Origin of the sequence: Oerskovia enterophila, assembly GCF_001692445.1 — a bacterium.
GTDB classification, from domain to species: domain Bacteria; phylum Actinomycetota; class Actinomycetes; order Actinomycetales; family Cellulomonadaceae; genus Oerskovia; species Oerskovia enterophila.
Window position 1 is genome coordinate 1 of the sequence record NZ_MAQA01000036.1, and the last position, 24,197, is coordinate 24,197.

The 24,197-nt window shown below is 73.1% G+C and carries 20 protein-coding genes and 1 riboswitch; of the genes, 9 read left to right on the forward strand and 11 right to left on the reverse strand.

Annotated features, from left to right (window positions below):
• The 4 genes from OERS_RS14005 to OERS_RS14020 all read left to right on the forward strand — a co-directional run.
• Positions 1-657: polysaccharide deacetylase family protein (locus OERS_RS14005; RefSeq protein ID WP_211268489.1), on the forward strand; the 657-nt coding region annotated here is incomplete at its 5' end.
• Between the two features lie 182 nt (positions 658-839).
• Entirely contained in the window at positions 840-1,043 is a 204-nt protein-coding gene (locus tag OERS_RS14010; protein ID WP_030152390.1) for a cold-shock protein, read from the forward strand.
• A 131-nt stretch (positions 1,044-1,174) separates the two neighbouring features.
• A riboswitch (SAM riboswitch) is annotated at positions 1,175-1,286 on the forward strand.
• A 107-nt stretch (positions 1,287-1,393) separates the two neighbouring features.
• Positions 1,394-1,762, forward strand: a complete 369-nt coding sequence (locus OERS_RS14015; RefSeq protein ID WP_056764323.1) for a hypothetical protein — start codon at positions 1,394-1,396, stop codon at positions 1,760-1,762.
• Between the two features lie 132 nt (positions 1,763-1,894).
• On the forward strand, positions 1,895-2,596 hold the full coding sequence (locus tag OERS_RS14020; protein WP_068626344.1) for a hypothetical protein: 702 nt from the start codon (positions 1,895-1,897) through the stop codon (positions 2,594-2,596).
• Positions 2,597-2,683: 87 nt separating this feature from the next.
• On the opposite strand, the gene OERS_RS14025 is transcribed toward OERS_RS14020, so the two are convergent.
• Positions 2,684-6,691, reverse strand: a complete 4,008-nt coding sequence (locus OERS_RS14025; RefSeq protein WP_248948578.1) for a TM0106 family RecB-like putative nuclease — start codon at positions 6,689-6,691, stop codon at positions 2,684-2,686.
• Between the two features lie 193 nt (positions 6,692-6,884).
• On the opposite strand from OERS_RS14025, the gene OERS_RS21195 reads away from it, so the two are divergent.
• Entirely contained in the window at positions 6,885-7,967 is a 1,083-nt protein-coding gene (locus OERS_RS21195) for an excalibur calcium-binding domain-containing protein (protein WP_139107853.1), read from the forward strand.
• Between the two features lie 109 nt (positions 7,968-8,076).
• Here the strand turns inward: OERS_RS21195 and OERS_RS14035 are convergent, their stop codons facing one another.
• From OERS_RS14035 to OERS_RS14070, 8 genes are all read right to left on the reverse strand, one after another.
• The gene (locus tag OERS_RS14035; protein WP_068626407.1) at positions 8,077-8,841 is read right to left on the reverse strand and encodes an amino acid ABC transporter ATP-binding protein; all 765 of its coding nucleotides are present in this window, start codon (positions 8,839-8,841) and stop codon (positions 8,077-8,079) included.
• Between the two features lie 98 nt (positions 8,842-8,939).
• Positions 8,940-9,983, reverse strand: a complete 1,044-nt coding sequence (locus tag OERS_RS14040; protein WP_082609069.1) for an amino acid ABC transporter permease — start codon at positions 9,981-9,983, stop codon at positions 8,940-8,942.
• A gap of 29 nt (positions 9,984-10,012) precedes the next feature.
• The gene (locus OERS_RS14045) at positions 10,013-10,936 is read right to left on the reverse strand and encodes an ABC transporter substrate-binding protein (protein ID WP_083201475.1); all 924 of its coding nucleotides are present in this window, start codon (positions 10,934-10,936) and stop codon (positions 10,013-10,015) included.
• 289 nt (positions 10,937-11,225) lie between these two features.
• Positions 11,226-12,155, reverse strand: coding sequence for an ABC transporter substrate-binding protein (locus tag OERS_RS14050; RefSeq protein ID WP_068626353.1), 930 nt, complete (start codon positions 12,153-12,155; stop codon positions 11,226-11,228).
• A gap of 169 nt (positions 12,156-12,324) precedes the next feature.
• Positions 12,325-13,374, reverse strand: coding sequence for an aldo/keto reductase (locus OERS_RS14055; protein ID WP_068626355.1), 1,050 nt, complete (start codon positions 13,372-13,374; stop codon positions 12,325-12,327).
• 51 nt (positions 13,375-13,425) lie between these two features.
• Complete coding sequence (locus OERS_RS21200; RefSeq protein WP_068626357.1) at positions 13,426-13,815, reverse strand: MerR family transcriptional regulator; 390 nt, start codon at positions 13,813-13,815, stop codon at positions 13,426-13,428.
• A gap of 71 nt (positions 13,816-13,886) precedes the next feature.
• Complete coding sequence (locus OERS_RS14065; protein WP_083201476.1) at positions 13,887-15,062, reverse strand: winged helix DNA-binding domain-containing protein; 1,176 nt, start codon at positions 15,060-15,062, stop codon at positions 13,887-13,889.
• A gap of 10 nt (positions 15,063-15,072) precedes the next feature.
• Positions 15,073-15,759: an LmeA family phospholipid-binding protein gene (locus OERS_RS14070; protein WP_068626359.1), complete on the reverse strand. Its 687-nt coding sequence runs from the start codon at positions 15,757-15,759 to the stop codon at positions 15,073-15,075.
• 207 nt (positions 15,760-15,966) lie between these two features.
• On the opposite strand from OERS_RS14070, the gene OERS_RS14075 reads away from it, so the two are divergent.
• From OERS_RS14075 to OERS_RS14090, 4 genes are all read left to right on the forward strand, one after another.
• Complete coding sequence (locus tag OERS_RS14075; RefSeq protein WP_068626361.1) at positions 15,967-16,749, forward strand: LLM class F420-dependent oxidoreductase; 783 nt, start codon at positions 15,967-15,969, stop codon at positions 16,747-16,749.
• A 225-nt stretch (positions 16,750-16,974) separates the two neighbouring features.
• The gene (locus OERS_RS14080; RefSeq protein WP_248948576.1) at positions 16,975-18,267 is read left to right on the forward strand and encodes a multidrug effflux MFS transporter; all 1,293 of its coding nucleotides are present in this window, start codon (positions 16,975-16,977) and stop codon (positions 18,265-18,267) included.
• A gap of 184 nt (positions 18,268-18,451) precedes the next feature.
• Positions 18,452-18,826: a VOC family protein gene (locus OERS_RS14085; protein WP_056653287.1), complete on the forward strand. Its 375-nt coding sequence runs from the start codon at positions 18,452-18,454 to the stop codon at positions 18,824-18,826.
• 19 nt (positions 18,827-18,845) lie between these two features.
• Entirely contained in the window at positions 18,846-19,622 is a 777-nt protein-coding gene (locus OERS_RS14090) for a uracil-DNA glycosylase (protein WP_068626365.1), read from the forward strand.
• Between the two features lie 6 nt (positions 19,623-19,628).
• Here the strand turns inward: OERS_RS14090 and OERS_RS14095 are convergent, their stop codons facing one another.
• Together OERS_RS14095 and OERS_RS14100 are read right to left on the reverse strand one after the other, a co-directional pair.
• The gene (locus OERS_RS14095; RefSeq protein WP_068626367.1) at positions 19,629-22,844 is read right to left on the reverse strand and encodes an AAA family ATPase; all 3,216 of its coding nucleotides are present in this window, start codon (positions 22,842-22,844) and stop codon (positions 19,629-19,631) included.
• Complete coding sequence (locus OERS_RS14100; protein WP_068626368.1) at positions 22,844-24,157, reverse strand: exonuclease SbcCD subunit D; 1,314 nt, start codon at positions 24,155-24,157, stop codon at positions 22,844-22,846. Before OERS_RS14100 ends, OERS_RS14095 begins: the two co-directional genes overlap by 1 nt.
• Between the last annotated feature and the right edge of the window lie 40 nt (positions 24,158-24,197).

Consider the following 24,197-nt stretch of genomic DNA (forward strand, 5'->3'; position numbering starts at 1 on the left):
GTCGAGGAGCCGCCCGTGGCCCCACCGCCCCCCGCCTCGCCCGACGCGCCGGACTGCTCGGTGCTCAAGTGCATCGCCCTGACGTTCGACGACGGCCCCGGCAAGTACACGTCCCAGCTCCTCGACACCCTCGCCGAGAAGCAGGCCAGGGCCACGTTCTTCCTCGTCGGGCGGTCGGTCCAGGCGAACCCCGACCTGGTGCGTCGCGAGGTCGCGGAGGGGCACGCCGTCGGGAACCACACGTGGTCCCACCCCGACCTGTCGAAGCTCGGCACCGACCAGATCTCGCAGGAGCTGCAGTCGACCGCGGACGCGGTCGAGGCCGCGTCGGGCGTCCGACCGACGCTCGTACGGCCTCCGTACGGCGCGACGAGCGATACTGTGACGAGTGTCCTCTCCCAGCGCAACGAGCCGGCGATCCTGTGGAACGTCGACACCGAGGACTGGAAGAACAAGGACTCGGCCATGACCTCGGAGCGGGCCCTCGCAGGTGCCCGACCTGGGGCGATCCTGCTGATGCACGACATCCACGCCTCGACCGTGTCGGCCGTGCCCGGCATCGTGGACAGCCTGCGGGCTGCTGGTTACACGCTCGTGACCGTGCCCGATTTGCTCGGTCATGACCTGGTTGGGGGACACAAGTACTTCAATCGTTAGCAACAGGGGTAGCACAGTCGGAGTAACCCCTGTACCGTTACCGGTGAGATTGCAGTGCCTCGCTTGTCCTTGCGCAACGGCCCCATGCCACCGCGAACCTTGTTACCCAAGAGTTGACGACGAACACCGTGATGTTCGGCTCCAGATCATGGAGCTGTTTGAAACTCTAGAAGGAGATCCCCATGGCATTGGGAACCGTGAAGTGGTTCAACGGCGAGAAGGGCTACGGCTTCATCGCACCTGAGGACGGCAGCGCCGACGTGTTCGCGCACTACTCCGCCATCCAGACGCAGGGCTTCCGCTCGCTCGAGGAGAACCAGCGCGTCGAGTTCGACGTGACGCAGGGCCCCAAGGGCCCGCAGGCGGAGAACATCCGCCCGCTCTGATCTCACTCGCCTCCGGGCGTAGCTGATCATTGAACGAGTGCCCCCGACCGGTTCGCCGGTCGGGGGCACTCGTGCGTCCAGGACCAGGTACCCCTGTGCCTGGTCCTGGACGCCGTGGTAGAACTGAGAACGGTCCAGAGGACCAGCGAACCGCCCTCCGGCGTGCTGGTCCGGCAACCGCGCGACGCGCACGGTGCTCCCGGAGGAAGACCCGCCCCCACACCCGTGGGGGAAGAGCGAGCAGCCCCACGCCGCAGCGCTCGTCCTCGTGCCCCTCGCCCTGGGCCTCGCCCGGGTGGGTGCCCGCACGCGGGTGAGCTCCGCCGTCGGGCACGGAGAGAAGGAGCACCATGGCCCAGCACGTCATGGAACGCCGGGCGAGCACCGCCCCCTGTCCCGTACCGACTGTGTGCGACCGGTACGACACCGGGCACCTCCTGCACCCCGTCCACGCACGCATGCTGGGCAACCGGCCCTGGGGCTGGCGCGACGGCACGGTCCGCGCGGTACGACCGGTCGACGGAGGCGTCGAGGTCGTCGTCGAGTACACGACGGGTGAGGGGGCGTGCCGCGTGTGGCACCACACGGGGCTCGACCTGGCCGACGGGCTGACCGTGCGCGTGCACGAGCAGTACCACGCGCTCGAGCTCGCGGGACAGCCGCTCAACGTCCGGCTCCTGGGTGGGGTGGGCTGCGTGCCGGAGCCCGCTCCCCGCTGAGTGCATGGTTCGGCAGCGGCTCGCCGGGCGTGTCGCTGCCGAACCACGCACTCGACGGAACGGAGGGGCGGCGAACCGCGTTGAACCGGTGAGGGCACCCGCCCTCGACGGTTCGACCAGAAGGACACGCTCATGGGATTCCTCGACCGCCTCCTCGGCCGCACCCCGCAGGACGAGGGGATGCCGCGCCGCCACGCGACCTACGACGGCCACGAGTCCCCCGTGTACGGCACCCCGCCCCCCGCTCCGACGGGTCCGGGGCGCAGCGAGGACGACGTCGCGATCGACCGCTACCGCTACCTGCTGCGCACGGCTCCCCCCGAGGCCGTCGAGCAGGCGCACACCGAGGCGTTCGAGCGGCTCACGCCCGAGCAGCGGCGCCGCGTGCTCACCGACCTGGGCGAGAACCTGCCGCCCGCCGAGCGCACGACCTCCGACGACCCGCAGTCGCTCGCCCGCATGGCGACCCGCGCCGAGATGCGCAACCCCGGCACGCTCGAGCGGTCGTTCGGCGGCCGGCAAGGGGTCGGCGGCCCGGGCGGGCCCGGCATGGGCTCGATGATCGGCTCGAGCATGCTCGGCACCATCGCGGGCGTCGTGATCGGCTCCGCGGTCGCCAACATGATGTTCGGCCCGATGTTCGGCGACCCGACCGCGAACCTCGCGAGCGACGGCGGGGCGGGCGGCGAGGGGGATCCCGGAGCAACCGAGGCCGACCCTGGAGCGGGCGACACGGGCGGTGAGGTCACCGAGGCCGGAGGGGACCTCGGCGGTGACTTCGGGGGGTTCGGCGACTTCGGTGGTGGGGACTTCGGAGGGTTCGGGGACTTCTGAGCCCTGACCCGCCGTCGAGTGCGTGGTTCGGCAGCGACTCGCCCGGCGTGTCGCTGCCGAACCACGCACTCAGCGGAAGCCCGGCCGCTACCGAGCAGCCCCCGACTGGCACAGCCCGATGAACGCGCCCAGCTCGGCGAGCTCCTCGGGGTGCTGCGGCAGATAGTCGGTGAGCCGGTGCGAGCGGACCACGACGGCGCACCACTGGCCCCGCGAGACCGCGACGTTCACGCGGTTGCGGGACAGCAGGAACTCCATGCCGCGCGGCACGTCCTCACGCGCCGAGGCCGTCATCGAGACGATCGCGACGGGCGCCTCCTTGCCCTGGAACTTGTCGACCGTGCCCACGCGCACGTCCCCCAGCCCCGCGGCCTGGAGCGCGTGCCGCACGGTCCAGACCTGCGCGTTGTAGGGGGCCACGACGACGAAGTCGTGCTGGTCGAGCAGGCGCGAGCCGGCGGCGGCCCCACCGTGGGAGCCTGCGGCGCCCCCGCCCCGCCCGCCCGGGTACCAGGTGGTCCCGAGCAGCGCCTGGACCTGGCGCACGATCTCGTGGGCCTCCTCGACCGAGGACACCGCGTTCCCTGCGTGCTCGACCTCGACCACGTGCACGCCGGGCTCGACCCCCACGAGCAAGCGTTCGCCCGCGGCCGCCTCTGCGTGCAGCAGGCCCTCGTACGCGAGCTCGGACACCGCGTCGCACAGCGCCGGGTGCATGCGCCAGGACCGCGCGAGGAAGTAGCCGAACTCCGGTGGCAGCACGTCGTGCCCTCCGCCGGCACGGGTCAGCCAGCCGAGGGCCGACTGGTCGACCGGCTCGGGGTGCTGCCCCTGCGAGACCTGCGGGAGCTGCTGCGGGTCGCCCAGGAGCAGGAGCCGCTGCGCGGCCCGCGAGACCGCGACGGTGTTCGCGAGCGAGAACTGCCCGGCCTCGTCGATCACGAGCAGGTCCAGCTCGCCGTCGCCGAACCGCTCGACGTGCGCGAAGTCCCAGGCCGTCCCGCCGATCACACCGGGACCTTCCGCGACGAAGGCCGAGGTCTGCGCGGAGTCCACGAGCCGCCAGGGGACGAGCCGCGAGCCCTCGGGCAGGTCCGCCGCGGCGACGTCGTCGGCCAGGCCGGAGCCCACGTCGCGCCCGACCCTCGACACGTCACGCCCCTTGGGGCCCGAGGCCTTCTTGCCCACGCGGTCCGCAGCGACGCCGCCCTTGGTGATGACGCCCGCGAGGACGTTCTCGACGACGTCGTGCGACTGCGCCACGACACCCACTCGCCAGCCCTCGGCGACGAGGCGGCCGATCACCTTCGAGGCGAGGTGGGTCTTCCCGGTGCCGGGAGGACCCTGGACGCCGAGGTAGGACCCGTCGAGGTCGCGGACGGCGTCCGTGACGGCGTCGATGTACCGCTCGGGGCCGTCCGCCAGGGCCGGGAGCGGACCGCCCGACCTCGTGCGCGGCGGGCGCCGGCGCAGCAGGTCGAGCGCAGGGTGGTCGGGAAGCACCAGCGGGGCCTCGACCCCAGCGGGGTTCTGGCCCTGCACGAGCGTCGCGAGCGCTCGGATCGAGGCCTCCTGCTGCGGCGTGGGCAGCACCTGGCCCACCGTCAGCGCCATGGGCAGCACGTCGTGCGTGGCGGCCCCCTTGGGGACGGGCATCCGCACGTCGAGGACGTCGACCTCCCGGCCGCTCGCGAGCCGCCCGCGCTCGACGCCGTGCACGCGCACGCTCCCCGTCGACCAGCGCACCGCGCCGTGCGCGGGCTCGATCCCGTCGGGAGCAGGTCCCTCGAAGAGCGCGGTCGCGCCCTCGTAGCCCGCCTTGAGCTCGGTGCCGTCGGGCAGCTCGCCGAAGAGCCGCAGACGACGCGACGGGTTGCTGCGCGGCGTCGCCCGGGCCCAGTCCTCGATCACCTCGGCCCGCTCCACGACGAAGTACGACCGGGGCGTCTGCCACTCGTCCACGGGGTCCTTCAGCCGGGAGAAGTACTCCTGCCAGAAGGGCTTGGCCTCGCGCCAGTAGTACCCGACCCCTGCGCCCAGGAGCGCAACGGCCTCCTCGTCGTCGGTCCGCCCGGCACCCGAGCGGCCGTCCACGCCGCCCGCGAGCCCCCGCACGTCGAGCTCGACCTGCTCGGCCTCGGCGCGCTTGGCCCGGCGCGCCACCTCGGCGTCGCTGAGCTCGAGGGCGGGCGGCAGGTCGTCCTCCCACCCGTTGCCCGCCGGGGGCGTCGTCCGTACGTCGCTCGTCGCGGGGGCCGTGCGTCCGGCGAGGCCCAGCAGGAACTCGTGCAGCCGCAGGGTCGAGAGGCAGTCGTACTCGTTGTAGTCGGCGATGCCGCGCAGCAGCCTGGCCGCCTCCTCGTCGTCGCCCGCGTCGCGCGCGGCGCACCAGGTCGCGTAGGCCACGACCGACGCGGCGGCGTCGGTCACGTCGCCGCCGCGGAGCTGGTCGCCCATGTACAGCGGTTCGAGCTTCTTGATCGAGTACGACGGCGCCGAGACCTTGAGCGAGTGGCGCACGGTCGCGTAGAGGTCGACGAGCACGCCCTGGCGCAAGAGGTCGTCGACCTCCTGCTCGTAGACCCCGTGGCGGGCCGCGATCGACAGCAGGTGGGTCTTCTCGTAGGACGCGTAGTGGTAGACGTGCAGCCCGGGGTACTGGGCGCGTCGCTTGGCCAGGTAGTCGACGAAGTCGACGAGCGCCTGCTTCTCCTGCTCCAGGTCGTGCGCCCAGAACGCGTGGAAGGGCGGTACCTCCCCCGAGGTGCCGGGTCGCTCGACGAGACCGAACAGGTAGTCGATGTTCCACGTGATGTCGCCGGTCGCAGGGTCCGTGACCGACCACAGCGGGTCGCCCTCGAAGTCGAAGAACACGTCACCCGGATCCGGCGGGGGCAGGGCGCGCAGCGGTGCGGGGTCGACGACCACGTAGGACAGCGTGTGCTGCTCGGTCCCGGCGCCGCCCGGGGCGTCCTCGGCGCCATGAGCGACCGCCCCCTCCCCGGACGCGCTGCGGGGGCTGCTCGCGTCGAGATCCCCCACCCCGGTGGCCGCCCGAGTGCTCCACATGACCGACCCGCTGGGACCGGGGCCCAGGCCCGGCACCTCGCCCCCGTCCGCCGGCACGTCGACCAGCCCGGCCTGGAGCCGGGCCTGGACCCGCAGCGTCTCGAAAGTGCGCGCCGCGAGCCCGCGCGGCGGGGTCGTGGCCGACGCGAGCTGGGTCATGGTGGTGATGCCACCCGCGCGGAGCCTCACGCGCTGGGTGCTGCGCAGGCCCGCGACGCGGAGCAGGTCGTCGTGCTCCTCGACCTGCTGGGCGCAGAACCCGCACGTCCCGCACTGCCGCAGCCCGGGCGCGTCCCAGCGGACCGGCTCGCCGGCCGCGCGGTGCGCGTCCAGCAGGTGCAGCAGCTCGGCGCGCCGCTCGCGGAACACGGGCAGGACGTCCGCGAGCCGGTGGTCGGTCACGGCCCGCGTGCCGAGGATCAGGTGCAGCACGGGCGACGTCTCGACGCCGGCTGCCAGGAGCTGGTCGGCGTAGGCGGCGAGCTGGAGCAGCGCGGGGACCTTGGCGCGCCGCGCGAGCTTGGCGTCGTACACCGCGTACACGGGGCCGGCCGCACCCGGCGCGCCGGGCCCTCCCAGGGTGCCCGACGTCGTCGGGCCGGCGGGGAGCAGGGGGACGTGGGCCGCCCGGCTGTCCGTGCGGATCAGGAAGTCCGCGCGGCCGTGGAAGCGGCCGTCGAAGAACGAGCCCTGGTAGACGACCTCCACCCCGTCCCGCAGGGCCGCGAGCGTCGCGGCGTGCGCGGCCACGAGGTCCTCGCGGCGCACGGTGCGCGGCACGGGGATCTCCCGGACCGCGTCAGCACCCACGAGGTCCACGAGCCCGGCGAGGACGTGCTGCTCGTGCACGTCGCCCAGGGTCGCGGTGCGTTCGAGCATGTCGTCGACCTCGACCGCACCGCGGGCAGCGCGCCCCGTCTTCTCGTCGAGCGTGCGCAGCAGGCGGTACTCGCACTCGCTCGCCGCGACGAGGTCGCTCGCGGAGAACACGAGCAGCTCCCCCGCGGACGGGTCCTGCTGGTCCATCAGGAACACGACGACTCCTCGAGATCGCTCACGCGCGCTGCCGATCACCCGTGGAGGCTGCCGATCGGGGGCCGCCGCACGCGTCTCGGCCCGGTTCCTTTGTACCCGGCGCCGCTGACAGGGCACGGAATTAGCGTCAACGGGCCGATCTGCAGCATAGTGAGCGCGCTGGAACTGTCGAAGGAGCTCTCCCATGGCCGTACATTTCAACCCGCCGCCCGGCTGGTTGGTACCTCCCGGTTTCGCCCCTTCGTCCGACTGGCATCCCGACCCGGCCTGGCCGGCCGCGCCCCAGGGCTGGGTCTTCTGGGTGGAGTCCGCCCATGCTGTCCCCGCGCCGCCGGCGCCGCCCGCGCCGCCCGCCTCGGGGGCCGAGGCCTGGTCCCGCGAGACGCCGGGGGGCGGGATCCCCGTCCTCTTCCAGACCGCGGTCGCGCCCGGAGCCTCGGTAGCGCCCTCGCCCGCTGACTCCACGCACGTCATGGCCCCCGTCACGTCTCCCGGGGACGGGACGCCCGCCGTCGGGCCGACGAGGCGGTCCCGCCGCGACGTGAGCGCTCCCGCGCCCGCGGAGGCACCCTCCTCGACCATGATCCTGCCGGTCGTCGCAACCGCTGCAGCCCCGCCCGTCGCGGCCACGAGCGCCGCCCAGGTCGACGGGCCCGCAGTCGCCGTCGGGACTGCTGCCTCGCCCGCAGGGCCCACTCCTGCCGCCGACCGGGGGCCGCTCGCGATCTTCTCGAGCGACGACGAGGAGCGCGAGGAGCGGACGTACATGCGCTGGCTCCTGCCCCTCGGGATCGGCGTGGGTTGCCTCGCCGTGGGGCTGCTCATCGGCCTCGGCGTAACGCTCAAGGCCCAGTCGGAGGCCGGGGACGCCACCGCGGCGGCCGCCCTCACGACCGAGCAGATGGCCGCCGAGCGCGAGAAGCTCGACGCCGAGCGAGCCGACCTCGAGACGCAGCTCGCCGGGATCGCCGCCTCGACCGAGGCCGTCACGGCCCGTGAGACCGCCGCGACCACCAAGGAGGCCGAGCTCGACGCGCGCGACGTCGCGCTCGACGACCGCGAGGTGGCGATCGCGGAACGCGAGGCCGCGGTGCAGGACAACGGCGACGACGGGAACGACGGCGGCTGGGACTCGGGCAAGGTCAACGGCATCTACCTGACGTGCGAGGCCGCGAAACGCGAAGGGAAGACGCCGCTCAAGAAGGACGACGCGGGCTTCAACCCGGCGCTCGACTGGGACGGCAACGGGGTGGCCTGCGAGCGCTGACCGGCTCTCGCCGGCGGGCGCCGCGGCCCCTCTCGTGGTGGTACGACGGACGTGGCCCCTGGACCGAGCGGTCCAGGGGCCACAGCTCACGCTCGACAGGCGCGGACGGTTACAGCACGTGCGCCAGGAACTCCCGGGTCCGCTCCTCGCGCGGGTTCGTGAGCACCTCACGCGGGTCGCCCTGCTCGACGATCACGCCGTCGTCCATGAAGACCACGTGGTCGCCGACCTCGCGCGCGAAGCCGATCTCGTGGGTCACGACGATCATCGTCATGCCGCTCTCCGCGAGGTCGCGCATGACCGCGAGGACCTCGCCCACGAGCTCGGGGTCGAGCGCCGACGTCGGCTCGTCGAACAGCATGAGCTCGGGGTCCATCGCGAGCGCCCGCGCGATCGCGACCCGCTGCTGCTGACCACCGGAGAGCTGCGAGGGGTAGTGGTCGACGCGGTCGGACAGGCCGACCCGGGCGAGCAGCTCCGCGGCCCGCGCCCTGGCCTGCGCCCGCGACAGCCCACGCACCTGCACGGGGGCCTCCATGACGTTCTGGAGGGCCGTCATGTGCGGGAACAGGTTGAAGCGCTGGAACACCATGCCGATGCGCGAGCGCTGGGTCGCGATGACCTTGGGGTGCAGCCGGTGCAGGCGCTTCTTGCCGTTCTTCTCGACCTCGCGGTACCCGATGAGGTCGCCGTCGACGTAGATGCGCCCCGCCGTGAGGTCCTCGAGCTCGTTGATGCAGCGCAGCAGCGTCGACTTGCCCGAGCCCGAGGGGCCGAGCACCACGCACACCGAGCCTCGCGGCACCTCGAGGTCCACGCCCTTGAGGACGTGCACGTCACCGAACATCTTGTGCACCCCGGCGATCTCCACCATGGGGGCGGCGGACGCGTCGGCGCGTGCCGCCGTCGGGCCTGACGCCGAGGCGGAGGACGGGGTCGAAGCCCCCGACGGGCGGTCGAGAGCGTCCGCGGTCACGGGGTCACCTCCAGGAAGGGGTCGGCGTTCGCGGTCGTGCCCGACGCCGCTATCGCCTCCTGCTTGCTCGGCTTCTTGGGGCCCTTGCCCGGCTTGCGACGGCGGCTCGTGCCCGTCGACGAGCCGAACCCGCGCCCGTAGTACTGCTCGATGTAGTGCTGGCCGACCATGAGGATGCTCGTGATCAGCAGGTACCAGATCGCCGCGACCATGAGCAGCGGGATCGGCAGGAAGATGCGGTTCGCGATCGCGTTCGACGCGAACGTCAGGTCCAGGCTGAACGGCACCGCGAGGACCAGCGACGTGGTCTTGAGCATCGAGATGGTCTCGTTGCCCGTCGGCGGCACGATCACGCGCATGGCCTGCGGCAGGATGATGCGCCGCAGGATCTTGCCGTCCTTCATGCCCAGGGCCTTCGCGGCCTCGGCCTGGCCCGGGTCCACCGAGCCCAGGCCCGCGCGGACGATCTCCGCGAGGTACGCGGCCTCGTTGAGCGCGAGCCCCAGGATCGCCGCGCGTGCCGCGGTGATGAGGTCGGCCGTGTCGAACACGAACCACTCGGGCCCGAACGGGACGCCCAGGCTCAGCTTGGGGTACAGCACCGAGATCAGTCCCCAGAACACGAGCTGGGTGTAGATCGGGGTACCGCGGAAGAACCAGATGTAGAACCAGCTCGTCGCCCGCATGACCGGGTTGTCCGAGCGCCGCATGACCGCGAGGATCACCGCGAGCACGACGGCGATGGCCATCGAGGAGAACGTCAGGATGAGGGTCCAGCCCACGCCGCGCATGATCTGCACGTCCCGCAGGTAGAGCCAGACGACGTCCCACCGGAACTTCTCGTTCGTGACCAGACCGTGGACGGCCATGGCCGCCAGGACCAGGAGGACCACGGCCGCCGCCCAGCGTCCTGGCCGGGGCACCGGGACCGCGTGGATGCGCTCCGGGATCCGGTCGGCAGGCGCGGACGCCGTGCCGAGGCTCGACGAGCCCCCGCCCGGCGATCCGTCGGGCGATGGGGTGCTGGGCGGCTGGGCCATGGCTACCTCTGTTCTGTCAGGGGATCAGCTCAGGAGACCACGGGGTTGAGCTCGGCCGTGGTCACCGCACCGGAGGCGTTGCCCCAGGTGTCGAGGATCGTCGTGTAGTCGCTGTCGTCGATGAGCTTCTGGACCGCGGCCTGGACGGCCTGCGCGAGCGCGGTGTCGTCCTTGGCGATCGCGATGCCGTGCAGCGAGTCGGCGAAGATGTCGCCGAGCTGCTCGATCTGGCCACCCGTCTGGGTCACGGCGTAGGCCACGACCTGCGAGTCCGCGTACATGACGTCGGCCTTGCCGCCCACCAGGTTGGTCGTCACGTCGGCCTGGCTCGCGTAGCGCAGCGGCGTGATGTCGGGCTTGCCCGCGGCCTCGCAGTCCGCCATGAGGCCGTCGAGGGCCTCGTCCTCGACCGTGCCGGTCTGGACGGCGATGCTCAGTCCGCACACGTCGGTGGGGTCGACGTCCTTGGGGTTGCCCTGCGCCACCGCGAACGCCTCGCCCGCGCGGAAGTAGCTGACCATGTTGACCTCGGCCAGGCGCTCGGGCGTGATCGTGAAGCCCGAGACCCCGATGTCGTACTTGCTGCCGATCGCCGGGATGATCGACGCGAAGTCGGCGTTGGTGACCTCGACGTCGAGGCCCAGGACGGCGCCGACGGCCTTGGCCAGGTCGACGTCGTAGCCGACGATCGTCTTGCCGTCGTCACCGATGAACTCGGCCGGGGCGTAGGTGGCGTTGGTGCCGACGGTCAGGAGGCCGGCCTCGACGACGTCGGCCGGGAGCATCGCGGCGATCGTCTCGTCCTTGGCGATGGTCGACGGGTCGAACGTCGCGGCCGACGAGCCGCCGGCGGTCGGGCTCGCGGCCGAGTCCGTCGAGGCGTCGGTGCACGCCGTGAGAGCGAAGGTCGCGACGAGGGCGGTCAGGGCGGTGAGGGCAGGCAGCCTGCGCATGGGGGTCTCCCGTTTCATGGTGATGAGCTCCGGCGCCGACCTCAGGGGGGTGGGTCGTGACACCGTGCAACGCGGGCAGCACGGAGCGGCGCCGCACCGTTGCCCTCCCAGTTTCCCGTGCGGGCGCCCCGACTGGCAAAACGACGCCGTCCTGCTGGGAGCCGGGTGCTCGCCGGGCAGCGGCCCGGGCACCGGACCCGAGGGCGGCCGGGCAGCTCCGTGGAGCGGCTCGGCCGTCGTCGGACCCGGCACCTCTCGACCGGTACCGCGCTCGCCTACCTCGCTCTGCTCAGGAGACCGGCGGGTTGACGACCGACTCGTCGAGGGCCCCCGCGTCGTTGCCCCACGAGGCCAGGATGTCGGTGAACGTGCCGTCCTCCATGAGGACCGTGAGCGCGGCCTGGATCGCGGCCGCGAGCTCGGTGTCCGCTTTCGCGGTCACGATCCCCTGGGGCGCGGAGTCGAACACGTCGCCGATCTGCTCGATCTCACCGTTCGTCTGCTCGATCGCGTAGGACACGATGGGCGAGTCGGCGTACATGATGTCGGCCTTGCCGCCCACGAGGTTGGTGGTCGCGTCGGCCTGGTTGTCGTAGCGCAGGACCTCGAGCGGCTGCTCACCGTCCTCGACGCACGTCGAGCTGATCTCGTCGGCGCCCTCGTCCTCGACCGTGCCGGTCTGCACCGCGACGGTCAGGCCGCAGATGTTCGCCGGGTCGACGTCCTTGGGGTTGCCCTTCTGGACCGAGAACGCCTCGCCCGCGTTGAAGTAGCTGACCATGTTCGCCTCGGCCATGCGCTCGGTCGTGATGGTGAACGACGAGATGCCGACGTCGTACTTGCTGCCCAGCGCCGGGATGATCGCCGGGAAGTCGGCCGACTCGATCACGACCTCGAGCCCCAGGACCGCGCCCACGGCCGTGATGATGTCGATGTCGTAGCCGACCGGTGTCCGGCCGTCCGCGTCGATGAACTCGGCAGGTGCGTACTCCGTGTTGGACGCGACGACGAGCTTGCCCGCGCTCGCGATGTCGGCCGGCAGCAGGGCCGCGGCCGCGTCGTCCTTCTGGACCGACGTGAGGTCGAAGGGAGCTGCCGTGGAGGTCTCGCCCGCGGAACCGGTCGACGGGGAGTCGGTGGGCTGCGAGGCGTCGGTGCAGGCCGTGAGGGCCAGGGTCGCCGCGGCCGTGAGGGCGACGAGGAGAGGCATCTTGCGCATGAGAGCTCCGATCGGGTGGGGACGTCGTGGCGCGCCACTCTAGGGGCGATACGTCTCGCTCGCGTCACGTAAGGGTTTCGGTTCGGCACCTAGCCCTGACCCGCCCGACCGCGTCGCGCCCCCGGATGGGCCCGACGCCTCGGTCGGCACGCACCCGATCAGCCCTTCGTCAGCCGTTGAGCGGCGACATGTCCAGGTACCGGTCACCCGCCGCGGCCCCGGCCGGGAGCACCGCGTCGAGCGCCGCGAGGTCCTCGGGAGCGAGCTCGACGGCCGCCGCGGCGACGTTCTCCTCGAGGTACCGAACCCGCTTGGTGCCGGGGATCGGGACGACGTCGTGCCCCTGCGCCAGGACCCAGGCCAGAGCGAGCTGCCCGGCCGTGATGCCTCGCGCCGCCGCGAGCGCACGGACCTGGGCCACGAGCGCGAGGTTGGCGTCGAGCGCGTCGCCCACGAAGCGCGGGTTGGTCCTGCGGTAGTCGTCCTCGGTGAGCCCGTCGACCGACGAGATGGTCCCCGTGAGGAAGCCGCGCCCGAGGGGCGAGTACGGGACGAGCCCGATGCCCAGCTCGCGCAGCGTCGGCAGGATCTGCGCCTCGACGTCGCGCGACCACAGCGAGTACTCGGTCTGGAGAGCGGTGAGGGGGTGCACGGCGTGCGCGCGCCGGACGGTCTCGGGCGCGGCCTCGGACAGGCCGAGGTGGCGGACCTTGCCCGCCTGGACGAGCTCGGCCATGGCGCCCACGGTGTCCTCGATGGGCACGTCGGGGTCGACGCGGTGCTGGTAGTAGAGGTCGATGTGGTCGAGGCCCAGCCGCTGCAGGCTGCCGTCGACGGCCTGGCGCACGTACTCGGGTCGTCCGTCGATGGTCCGGTCGCCCGCGCTCGCCCCGGCTCGGGAGATCCCGAACTTGGTCGCGACCACGACGTCGTCGCGGGCCACGCCCGAGCTGCGCAGCGCGCGGCCCACGAGGCGTTCGTTGGTGTGCGGGCCGTACATGTCGGCCGTGTCGAGGAGGGTCACGCCCAGGTCGAGCGCGCGGTGGATCGTGGCGATCGAGGTCTCGTCGGTGGTCGAGCCCTCGCCGCTCGTCGCGCCGTAGAAGGCCGACATGCCCATGCAGCCGAGGCCCACGGCCCCGACCTCGAGCAGTGTCCCGTTCTCGGTGCTGCCGAGCGTGTGGGTGGGAAGGTGCCGAGCTGCGGTGGTGTCCGTCATGACTCCAGCGTGCGACTTCGAGTGCGCTCGAGGTCAAGAGGACGGCCGTCGTCAGCGGTCCCCGGTCCGCCCCTCGTAGACGTCGATCTTGCGCTCGATCGCCGCGAGGTGCTCCTGCACGGACGCGAGCTCGGCGCGCACGCGCTCGCGGTGCGCGTGCAGCAGACGCAGCCGCTCGACCTCGTTGCCCTGGCCCGCGCGGACCAGGTCCGCGTACGCGCGCACCTCACGGATCGGCATGCCCGTCCCACGTAGCCGCGTGAGGAGCACGAGCCAGTCGAGGTCACGAGGCGTGTAGCGCCGGTGCCCGGACGGGGCACGCTCGACCGCGTCGAGCATGAGCCCGTCGCGCTCGTAGTAGCGCAGGGTGTGGACGGTGAGGCCCGACGACGCGGCCGCTTCAGCGATGGTCAGCGCCGTTCCCGGGGCGAGAGCGGTCATGGGTCCAGCGTGCCACGGCGGCGCCGTGCGGGTGCCGGGTGCAGGGGTGCTGATGTCGGACCGGGCACCGGTCAGGACGGTACGTGCTCGACGCCCCAGTGCGCCGCGAGGCGTTCCGCCTGGACCTCGAACCCGCGCTGCTCGGCCCGGACGAGCGGCCGGAAGAGCTGGGTGTCGAGCCGCAGGGTGCGCGCCGTGAGCACGTGCCGCCACCGCCCCACGACCCGGCCCCCCACGGCGATCACGTGCAGGAACGGCGACTCCTCCGTGCCGGGGAGCCGGAGCGGCAGGACCGCGGGGGCCTCGACCGAGAGCGGGTCGCGGGCCAGGTCCCGGCTGTCCTTGTACGACACGAAGTACTCGTCGTACCCCTGGAGCAGGTCGACGTGTCCGTCCCCCGCGGCTGCGGTCAGGGGCGGGTCGTCGACCAGCCGCCACATGACCAGCCCCGCCGCCGCGTCCCCGGCGCCCACGACCTGCTCGACCTCGCCGCCCAGCGCCGCGAGCCCCTCCCGCGTACGGGTCATCGTGAGGCCCGACCAGCCCGCGAAGTCCTTGACCGTCGCGAGCCCCCGGCTGCGCAGGTAGCGCCGCAGGAGCTCGGTCAGCGCCGCATCCTCGTCGAACGTCGCCCCGAGGGGCCCGTAGCCGGCGGGCACACGCTCGTCGAACGCCGCGTACGTCTGCTGCCTGCCGCGCAGCGCGCCGCTGATCACGACCCGGTCGAGCTCGGCCCGCATCAGGATGTACGTGAACGGGATGCCGGTCGACGGCAGCCCGTGCGACGCGAGCAGCTCCGCGAGCTCGGCCCGGGTCCGGTGCCGGCCGCTCGCGACGGCCTCGGCGAGCAGGTCGGTCGCGGCCGCGTCCTGCGCGGGCCCGCCCAGGTCCGGGTAGTACGGACGGTTGAGGCGGTGCACCCGGGGCGCGGTGAGCTGCAGGAGCCAGCGGACGTCGTCGGGCAGGACGGTGTGCCACGTGGGGCGCAGGACGTGCGTGCGCAGCAGGTCCCCCGCGGAGAACGCCTCGCGCGCGGACGCCGCGGACGGCGTCCCCGCCGCGCGCTGCGCGACCCCCCACAGGGACGGGTGGAACTCCTGCGACTGGACGGCGCCCAGGTGCCCGACGACGTCGCGCAGGTTCGGGAGGCCGGCCCCCCGGAGGCCGTGCGCACCCAGCCGGGTCGCGACGACCGTGTCTGCGCCGGGCGGCGTCGCCCCTGCTCCCTCGCCGGCCACGCCGCTCACCGCCCCGGGATCACGACGCCGCGAGGTCCGCGAGCGCGACGTCCGTCCCGCTCAGCTCGACGCGGATCGCGCCGTCGGTGACCCCGACCGAGGTCAGCGTGACGCCCGTCGGGAGGTCGAGCGGGACCTGGAGGTTGGTCAGGAGGTTCGCGATCGGGCGAGGGAGGTCGGAGATCGTGATCGTCGCGGGCCCCAGGGTCAGGGCCGCGACGTCGACCGCGATGGTGTTGCCGTCGACGCGCGGCGTCAGCCGGGCCGAGAGGTCGACGCCCAGGACCGACATGCTCGCGACGAGCAGGTTCCCGTCGGTGCTGAACGTGACCGGGGACCCCGCTGCCTCGCTCGCGACCGCGTCGAGCGAGGACGGTGCGAGCAGCCCCGTCGCGGTGCCCGACTGCAGGACGTACGGGTCGCGCGTCGAGACGCCGCGGGCGTCGATGTGCAGGTCGGACACGGTGTAGCCGCCGAACGTCGCCGTCGCGGCCGTCCCGGTGACGTGCTCGAGCTCGCCGCCGACCACCTGCGTCAGGAACGGGAAGCCCTGGATGTCGAGGTTCGCGTCCGTGAGCTCGACGTCCCCCTGCTCCATGGACCGGACCGCGGCCCCCTCGGTCACGCGCACCGCGACGCGGTCGACCACGACGAGCACGAGCACCAGGACGACGAGCCCGCCGATCAACCACCACCATCGCTTCATCCGCCCACAGTAGGTGGCGAGGCTGGGCGTTGCCTCGGACGATGCGGATCCGTGACCTGCGGTGTCGCTCACGGCGGGCAGCTGCGTGGTGGTGCCGTCGCCCTGTCGTGCGCGTCCACCACGGACGTCGGGCGCCGCTGCCCGGGTCCTCCTGGTTCGCTGCGTTCACGGCGGCACGCCCCAGGTCGCGCCGATTAGGCTGAATGGATGACTCGTCCCGTGCGCATCGGTGTCCAGCTCCAGCCCCAGCATGCCGACTATCCCCAGATCCGTGACGCGGTGGCCCGCGCCGAGGACGCCGGGGTCGACGTGATCTTCAACTGGGACCACTTCTTCCCGCTCAGCGGCGACCCCGACGGCAAGCACTTCGAGTGCTGGACCATGCTCGGCGCGTGGGCCGAGCAGACGAGCCGGGTCGAGATCGGCGCGCTCGTCACGTGCAACAGCTACCGGAACCCCGAGCTCCTCGCGGACATGGCCCGCACGGTCGACCACATCTCGGGCGGCCGCCTGATCCTCGGGATCGGCGCCGGCTGGTTCGAGAAGGACTACGACCGGTTCGGCTACGAGTTCGGCACGGCGGGCTCGCGCATCGCGGACCTCGCCGACGCGCTCCCCCGCATCAAGGCCCGCTGGGCCGCGTCCAACCCGGCCCCCACGCGCGAGATCCCGATCCTCGTCGGGGGCGGGGGCGAGCGCAAGACCCTGCGCATCGTCGCCCAGCACGCGACCGCGTGGCACTCGTTCGGCGACGCCGAGACGCTCGCCCGCAAGAGCGCGATCCTCGACGAGCACGGCGCCGCCGTCGGGCGCGACACGGCCTCGCTCGTCGAGCGGTCCGTCGCGGTGAACCGTCCGCCCGCCGAGGTGGGCGACCAGCTCGTGGGCCTCGGCGCGACGCTCCTGACGGTCGGGGTCAGCGGCCCCGACTACGACCTCTCGCTCGTCGAGCAGTGGGTCGCCTGGCGCGACGCGCGCGCCGAGGGCTGACCTCCGGCAGGACGGGGCGCGCCGCGCACGCGGCGGCTGCGCCCCGTCTCAGCCACCGGACGCCGTACGCCGTCCGGGAACAACGGCCCGGCGGCGAGGGTTGCCGCAGTCATGGCCACCCCACCACCAGCGTCGTCCACCTCCGACGCGGTCTCCCACCTGTCAGCACCGTCGGCGCCGTCGGCTTCCGTACCCACCCGGGGCACGCGCATCACCGTCGGCTTCGTGCTGCTCCTGTCGGCGCTCACGGCGATCGGCCCGCTCACGATCGACCTGTACCTCTCGGCCTTCCCGCAGATCGTGCGGGAGCTCGGCACGACCGAGTCCCGCATCCAGCTCACCCTGACCGCGACGCTCGCGGGCCTCGCGCTCGGTCAGCTCCTCATCGGGTCGCTCTCCGACGCGATCGGGCGCCGCCTCCCGCTGCTGTCCGCCCTCTCGCTCTACGTCCTGGCCTCGGTCGGGATCGTGTTCGTCCAGTCGGTCGAGATGCTCACCGCGCTCCGGTTCGTCCAGGGCCTCACGGCCGCGGCAGGCATGGTCCTGTCGATGGCGATCGTGCGCGACAACTTCGAGGGCTTCCAGGTCGGCAAGGTCATCGCGCGGCTCATGCTGGTCGTTGGCGTCGCCCCGATCCTGGCTCCGACGATCGGTGCCCAGTTCCTGCGCATGGGCTCGTGGCGTCTGATGTTCGTCGCCCTCGCGGTGTTCGGCGTGCTGCTGCTGGTCCTCGCGGCCCTGCGGCTCAAGGAGTCGCTGCCCCCCGAGATGCGGCGGACGGGCGGCACGTCGGCGGCCCTGCGCTCGTACGGCTCGCTCGTGCGCGACTGGTCGTTCTTCGGCCTCGCGCTGCTCGGCGGGTTCTACATGGCCGCGATGTTCACGTACATCTCCGCGTCGACGTTCGTGTTCCAGGAGCAGTTCGGCCTGAGCGCCCAGCAGTACGCGATCATCTTCGGCGCGGGCGCGGTGTCCGTCACGATCGGCAGCCAGGTCAACGGCGCGCTCGTCGGGCGCGTGACGCCCGAGCAGATCCTGCGCGTCATCGTGCCCGTCGGCATGGTCCTCTCCGCAGGGCTGCTCGCCGCGACCCTGAGCGGCGCGGGGCTCCCGGTCCTGGTGGCCCTCATCGTCCTGACCCTGGGCACGGCCGGGTTCGTCATGCCCTCGGTCCCGGCGGTCGCGCTCGAGCGCAACGCGCACCGGGCCGGCAGCGCGGCAGCCCTGCTGGGCGCCATGCAGTTCGGCGTCGGTGCGGGCATCGCGCCGCTGACCGGGCTGATCGGCGGCGACGTCACGATCACCATGGCCGCGGTCATGTTCGGCGTCATCTCGGTCGCGGGCCTGCTCCTGCTGAGCCTGACGCGCTCGCTGCGGGCCGCGCCGGCAGTCGACGAGCCGATCGTGGTCTCCGACGCCTCCGAGCTCGGGGTCGTCGCGGCGGCCGAGGCGGTGGTCGAGGCCGCCGAGGCGGCTCCTGCCCTCCCGGCGCCGGCCTCCGTCGGCGAGCCCCGCTGAGTTGTCAGAAGTGGGCCGGGGTATCCCCCGGCCCACTTCTGACGACTAGGTGCTCCTGACACTGGTGCTCGTCCCGACAGGAGCTCAGGTCCCGGCCAGCGGGTGACCGCTTCTCTTCGTACGGTGAAGAGGTGCCCGTCATCCCGCGGGCCGCGACCACCAGCAGACCCCAGGAGCGACGACCATGGACTGGAAGCTCGAGCTCGTCCCCGTGCCCGTGTCGGACATCGACCGGGCCAAGGCCTTCTACGTCGACCAGGTCGGCTTCAACGCCGACCACGACATCCCCGTGAACGACGACCTGCGGTTCGTCCAGCTCACCCCGCCGGGGTCGGCGTGCTCGATCGTGCTCGACGTCAACATGACCGACATGCCCTCGGGCGGGCAGCGCGGTCTGCAGATCGTGGTGCCCGACGCCGACGAGGCCCGTCAGCACCTGCTCGACCACGGCATCGACGCCCCGCCGGTCGAGGATCTGCCGTGGGGCCGGTTCACGTACTTCTCAGACCCGGACGGCAACACCTGGGCGCTGCAGCAGCTCGTCACGCCGCAGGCATGACATCGGCACGGTCCGGCCGGTGAGCCCTCCGCGAGGCGCCGCGCCCCGTGAGGCGGGCGGCGCCGTCGGGCCCGACGACGTCACCTACCCACTCCAGGCCCGTCCGGCCGGGAGCGTCGCGGCACTCGACGAGGTGCTCGTGGCGTGCCGAGCCTGCCCCCGCCTGGTCGCGTGGCGCGAGCAGGTCGCTACCGTGAAGCGGGCCTCGTTCCGGGACGAGGTCTACTGGGCCCGGCCCGTGCCCGGGTTCGGCGACGAACGAGCGACGGTCCTCGTGGTCGGTCTCGCGCCCGCCGCGCACGGCGCGAACCGCACGGGGCGCATGTTCACGGGCGACCGCTCGGGCGACTTCCTGTTCGCGGCGATGCACCGCACGGGGTTCGCTAACCAGCCGACGTCGGTGCGCGCCGACGACGGGCTGGTCCTCACGGGCATCCGTGTCACCTCGCCCGTGCACTGCGCGCCACCGGCCAACAAGCCGACGCCGCTCGAACGTCACACGTGCGCGCCGTACCTGGGGCGCGAGCTCGAGCTCGTCGGGCCGCGCGTCGCGGTGGTGCTCGGCGCGTTCGGGTGGCAGGCGCTGCTCGCGACGCTCGACGACCAGGGGTGGGTGGTACCCCGTCCGCGGCCGCGGTTCGGGCACGGGGCCGAGGTGCGGATCACGCACCCCGACGGGCGCGGCCTGACGCTGCTGGGGTGCTTCCACGTGAGCCAGCAGAACACCTTCACGGGGCGCCTGACGCCCGAGATGCTCGACGCGGTGCTGCTGCGCGCGCGCGAGCTGGGCGGCTGACCGACGCTACGCCCGCACCGCGAGCGTGCTGGCCCCGTTCGGCAACCGTCTGACCTCGATGCGCTCGGCGATGGACTGCTTGAGCGCGTCGACGTGCGACACCACGCCGACGACGCGGCCACCCGCGCGGAGCTTGCCCAGCTCGCCGAGCACGGCCTCGAGGGTCTCGGGGTCGAGGGTCCCGAACCCCTCGTCGACGAACAGGGTGCCCAGGTCCACGCCGCCGGCCTCGGCGGTCACGACGTCGGCCATCCCGAGCGCGAGGCACAGAGACACGTAGAAGGTCTCACCGCCCGAGAGCGTGCGCGGATCGCGGGCGGCCTCGGTGCGGTGGTCGAGGACCTTCATCGCGAGCCCGGTCCGGCGCGTGCGGACGTCCTCCTTCTCGTCGGAGCGCTCGAGCTCGTAGCGCCCGTCGGACATCTCACGGAGCCGCTCGTTGGCAGCCGCGACGACGTCCTCGAACCGCCTGACCAGCACGTACGTCGCGAGCGAGAGGGCCTTGGCGTTGTCCGAGCCCGACCCGGCCGCGAGGCTCGCCATGCGGGCGACGGGGGCTGCGGCCTCGCGCTCCCGAGCCCACCCCTCCACGGCCGAGGAGATCTCGCTCGCCGCGCGTGCGGCGAGCCGGGCGCGCTGAGCGGCGCCGTTGGCCAGGAGCGCGGCTCGCCGTTCGGCGGTCTCCGCCTGCCCGACGACGTCACGTGCCCCGTCCAGATCGACCTCCACGTCCGCGGGCAGGGTCGCGATCGACTCCTCGGCGAGCCCCTGGCGCACGCGCTCCGTGTCGGCGTCCACGGTGCGGAGCCGCCGTTCGAGAGCTTCTCGCTCGTCAGGCGGGCGGACCGCGTCGAGCGCGTGCTGCTCGTCGTCGAACCCGGACTCGGCCACGACCGTCGCGACCTCGGCTGCCCGGGCAGCCACGGCGTCGGCGGCGTGGGCCACGGCCGACTCGGCGTCGAGGAGCGCCTTGACGGCGATACCGCGGTCGCGGAGTGCGGCTTCGATGACCACGACGGGGTTGGCGGGAGAGCCCTCGTCGGCCAGCGCGTCCGGCAGGGCGGCGTCCGCGAGGAGCGGACCGGTCGCGTCGAGCTCGGCAGCGATCTCCTGGCGGTCACGCTCGATACCCGTCGCGAGGGCGTCGAGGCGGGCGGTCTCGCCCGCGATCCGCTCGGCGAGGCTCGCGGCGAGCCCGGTCAGGGCTGCGGTCGCGGTGTCGAAGTCCGTGAGCGCGGTCGCGGCCTCCGCACGCTCGGCGACCGCGGCGGCGGACTCCGCGACCAGCTCCTTGGCTGCGTCGACCACGTTCTGCGCGTCGTCGGTCGTCACGCCGCCCGCGGTGCGCAGGAGCCCGTCGAGCCGCTCTGCGAGCGTGGCAACCTCGGCCGAGGCCTCGGCCACGGACTGCTCCGCGGCGCGACGTGCGGTCTCAGCTGCCTCCACCACGTCCCGCCCGACGCGCTCGGTTCCCGTGCGGGCCGGAGCAGGGTGCTCCTCGGCGCCGCAGACCGGGCAGGGGCAGCCGGGCTGCAGCTCTGCTGCGAGGTCTCCGGCGATCCCCCCGAGCCAGGCGGTCCGCAGGGAGTGCTCGGCGTCCGAGGCGGCGCGCGCCGCCGCGACCGCCGAGTCCTGACGCTCGCGCGCGGCGGCGACGTCCGCGCCCGTCGCGACCGCCTGACGAGCGGCACGCAGCACGGACTCGGCCGCGAGCACCCGCTCCTGACGCTCGCCGAGCCGGCCCGCGGCGTCTGCGAGGGTGTCGCGGCGCGCCTCGAGCAGGGCCCGAGCAGCGGGGCGGGCCTCGAGGTCGGCGAGGGTCCGGCTGCGTTCCTCGCGGTCGCGGTCGGTCTCCTTGCGCCCGTCGACCACCTCCCGCTCACGGAGCGGGAGCGACTCGCCCAGCGGCAGCAGCCGCACCAGTCGCGCCTCGGCTGCGGACAGGCTCGACCGCAGCACCTCGAGAGCGGACACGTCGGACGCCGCCAACGACGCGGGCACGCCGGTCCGCGCGAGGAGCAGACGCTCCTGGGCGGCCGTCGACTCCTGCGCGGCCCGGCGCGCACCGGCGAGCACGGGTTCCACCACGGCCGCGCGACGCGCGGCCGCGAGGGCCTTCCGGTCGAGCGCCACCTGCTCGGCCGCTGCGTCCAGGGCGGCCTGCTCAGCCAGCAGTGCGTCGCGGCGCGCCGCTGCTGCGCTCAGCGCACGGGCCGCCTCGAAGGCCTCCCGGGCCGCGACGAGCACGGTGTTGGCCGTGATCTCCTGCGCGCCGAGCTCTTCTGCAGCCCGTTCGAGCGCGACGACGTGACGGCGGACGAGCGTACGGACAGAGGCCCCGGGCTCGACGGGCGAGAGCGTCGTGGTCTCGTCTGCCGCGAGACCCGCGATCGCGAACAGGTCGTCGTCCGGGACCGGGGTCTCGTCGACGGGCCCCGCGAGTCGTGCATCGTCTCGCGCGGCCTCGCGCAGTGCCGCGGCGTCCTCGCTCGTGAGCCCTGCCGCGCCGACGAAGTTCTCGACGGACCCCGTGGCGACCGACCTGGCCGCGGCGACCGCGCTCTGCGCCTCGCGGTTCAGGGCCGCAAGCTCGCTCTGCACCCTGTCGTAGATCTCGGTGCCGAAGACCTTCTGCAGCAGGTCGCGGCGGTGCTCGGGGTCGGCACGGAGGAAGTTCGCGAACTCTCCCTGCGGGAGCACGATGGTCTGGACGAACTGGCGGCGGTCGAGCCCGATCGCCCGGTGGATCTCGAGCCCGGCCTCGTCGAGCCTCGTCGAGAGAAGCTCGCCCGCGACGTCGTCCGCGTCAGCGCGCTCCCCCGGCGCCCCGTCCGCCGCGAGGACGGTCTGGTCCACCCCCGCGAGCCGCCAGAGCCTGACGCCCGCCTGCTGGGTCGTGGTCCCGGTGCCGCGCTTCTTGGGGCGCTGGAACTCGGGGCTGCGCCGCACGCGGTACACGCCCGATCCGGTCTCGAACACGAGGTCGACGAAGGACTCGACCTCGGGCGGAGCGTAGGCCGACCGCAACCGGTCCTCGCTCGCGGCCTCGGAGGCGACCTTGCCGTAGAGCGCGAAGACCACGGCGTCGATGATGGTCGACTTTCCCGCACCCGTCGGTCCCTCGAGCAGGAAGATCCCCGAGGTCGCGAGCTGGGCGAAGTCGATGCGGTGGGTCCCCGCGAAGGGGCCGATGGCCTGGAGGGTCAGGGAGTGCAGGTGCATCAGGCGCTCCGCTCGCTCGCGAGGGCCCGCTCGAGCGCCGTGCGCAGCGCTGCGGCCTCGGTGGGACCCGGCCCCGATCCGGTGACGTGCTGGACGAACTCGTGGGTCACCTCGAGCGGGTCACGCCCCGAGCCGACGACGGAGACCACCTCGCGCTCGGCCGTGCGCGGCGGGCGGTGCTGGACCTGGAGCGCGTGCGGGAAGCGACCACGCACGCGGGCGTACATCTCGGCGGGCCGGGACTCGTCCGTCACGAACACCCGCAGCCAGTCGTCGGTGTACGCGTCTCCGGGCGCACCGAGCAGCTCGTCGAGCGTGCCGCTGACCTCGCTGAGCCGTCGCGGCACGGGGGCGGGGACGAGCTCCGTCCGGGCCTCGCCGGTCGCGTCGAGGTCCAGCAGGACCGTCGACTTCTTCTGGTGCATCTCCGAGAACGAGTACGCGAGCGGCGACCCCGAGTACCGGGCCATCGTCGCGCCTGCACCGCCCTGGCCTGTGGTTTCACGTGAAACGTCGCTCGGCACGCTGACCTTCTGGGGTCCGTGCAGGTGGCCCAGGGCCACGTAGTCGACCCCGACGCCACCGAACACCCCCGCGGGCACCGAGTCCACGCCGCCGACCCGGATGTCTCGCTCGGACTCCGAGGCCTGCCCGCCGACCACGAACGCGTGCGCCATCACGACGTTCCGCACGCGTTCGCCCTGCCCGGCCGCCCGACGAGCCGCCACGTCGGCCGCGATCCGCCGCATGGCCGCGGCCGTCACGGCCTCGTGCGAGCGGGGCAGGGGTCGCCTCTCGGCGGCGGGTGCGCTCGGTGCGGTCGGTGCGGGCGCGTCCTGCGCCTCGGGTGCGTCCGGCTCCCCACAGCCACAGCCGTCCGCGAGCTCCCACCGGACGCCGTCCGGGTCGAGGTAGGGCACGGCATAGACCGCGACCTGCCCACCCGAACCACCGCGCGAGGCGGGGTCCAGGAGCACCGGTGCGCCGACGTCGGGCACACGGGTCCGGAAGTGGACCCCCGGACGCATGAGCGACGCCCCGAACCCCAACCGGATCGCCGAGTCGTGGTTCCCCGGCGTCAGCACGACGTCCGCGTGCTCCGCGAGCCGAGCGACCGTGTCCGACAGGAGGTTCACGGCGTCGACCGGCGGGATCGCCCGGTCGTACACGTCCCCCGCGACGAGGACCGCTCCCACGCCCTCCGAACGCACCAGCTCGACCAGGTGGTCCAGGTACGCCGCCTGGTGGCCCAGCAGGTCGACGCCGTGCAGCGTCCGGCCGAGGTGCCAGTCCGAGGTGTGCAGGATGCGCATGGTCCGAACCGTAGCCCGAGCCACCCACAGCACGGCGGGC

Excerpts from the sequence above, each read along its gene's own strand:
- OERS_RS14010 (WP_030152390.1), top strand. The coding sequence starts at position 840 with ATGGCATTGGGAACCGTGAAGTGGTTCAACGGCGAGAAGGGCTACGGC.
- OERS_RS14015 (WP_056764323.1), top strand. The coding sequence starts at position 1,394 with ATGGCCCAGCACGTCATGGAACGCCGGGCGAGCACCGCCCCCTGTCCC.
- OERS_RS14020 (WP_068626344.1), top strand. The coding sequence starts at position 1,895 with ATGGGATTCCTCGACCGCCTCCTCGGCCGCACCCCGCAGGACGAGGGG.
- OERS_RS14025 (WP_248948578.1), bottom strand. The coding sequence starts at position 6,691 with ATGGACCAGCAGGACCCGTCCGCGGGGGAGCTGCTCGTGTTCTCCGCG.
- OERS_RS21195 (WP_139107853.1), top strand. The coding sequence starts at position 6,885 with ATGGCCGTACATTTCAACCCGCCGCCCGGCTGGTTGGTACCTCCCGGT.
- OERS_RS14035 (WP_068626407.1), bottom strand. The coding sequence starts at position 8,841 with ATGGTGGAGATCGCCGGGGTGCACAAGATGTTCGGTGACGTGCACGTC.
- OERS_RS14040 (WP_082609069.1), bottom strand. The coding sequence starts at position 9,983 with ATGGCCCAGCCGCCCAGCACCCCATCGCCCGACGGATCGCCGGGCGGG.
- OERS_RS14045 (WP_083201475.1), bottom strand. The coding sequence starts at position 10,936 with ATGCGCAGGCTGCCTGCCCTCACCGCCCTGACCGCCCTCGTCGCGACC.
- OERS_RS14050 (WP_068626353.1), bottom strand. The coding sequence starts at position 12,155 with ATGCGCAAGATGCCTCTCCTCGTCGCCCTCACGGCCGCGGCGACCCTG.
- OERS_RS14055 (WP_068626355.1), bottom strand. The coding sequence starts at position 13,374 with ATGACGGACACCACCGCAGCTCGGCACCTTCCCACCCACACGCTCGGC.
- OERS_RS21200 (WP_068626357.1), bottom strand. The coding sequence starts at position 13,815 with ATGACCGCTCTCGCCCCGGGAACGGCGCTGACCATCGCTGAAGCGGCC.
- OERS_RS14070 (WP_068626359.1), bottom strand. The coding sequence starts at position 15,759 with ATGAAGCGATGGTGGTGGTTGATCGGCGGGCTCGTCGTCCTGGTGCTC.
- OERS_RS14075 (WP_068626361.1), top strand. The coding sequence starts at position 15,967 with ATGACTCGTCCCGTGCGCATCGGTGTCCAGCTCCAGCCCCAGCATGCC.
- OERS_RS14085 (WP_056653287.1), top strand. The coding sequence starts at position 18,452 with ATGGACTGGAAGCTCGAGCTCGTCCCCGTGCCCGTGTCGGACATCGAC.
- OERS_RS14095 (WP_068626367.1), bottom strand. The coding sequence starts at position 22,844 with ATGCACCTGCACTCCCTGACCCTCCAGGCCATCGGCCCCTTCGCGGGG.
- OERS_RS14100 (WP_068626368.1), bottom strand. The coding sequence starts at position 24,157 with ATGCGCATCCTGCACACCTCGGACTGGCACCTCGGCCGGACGCTGCAC.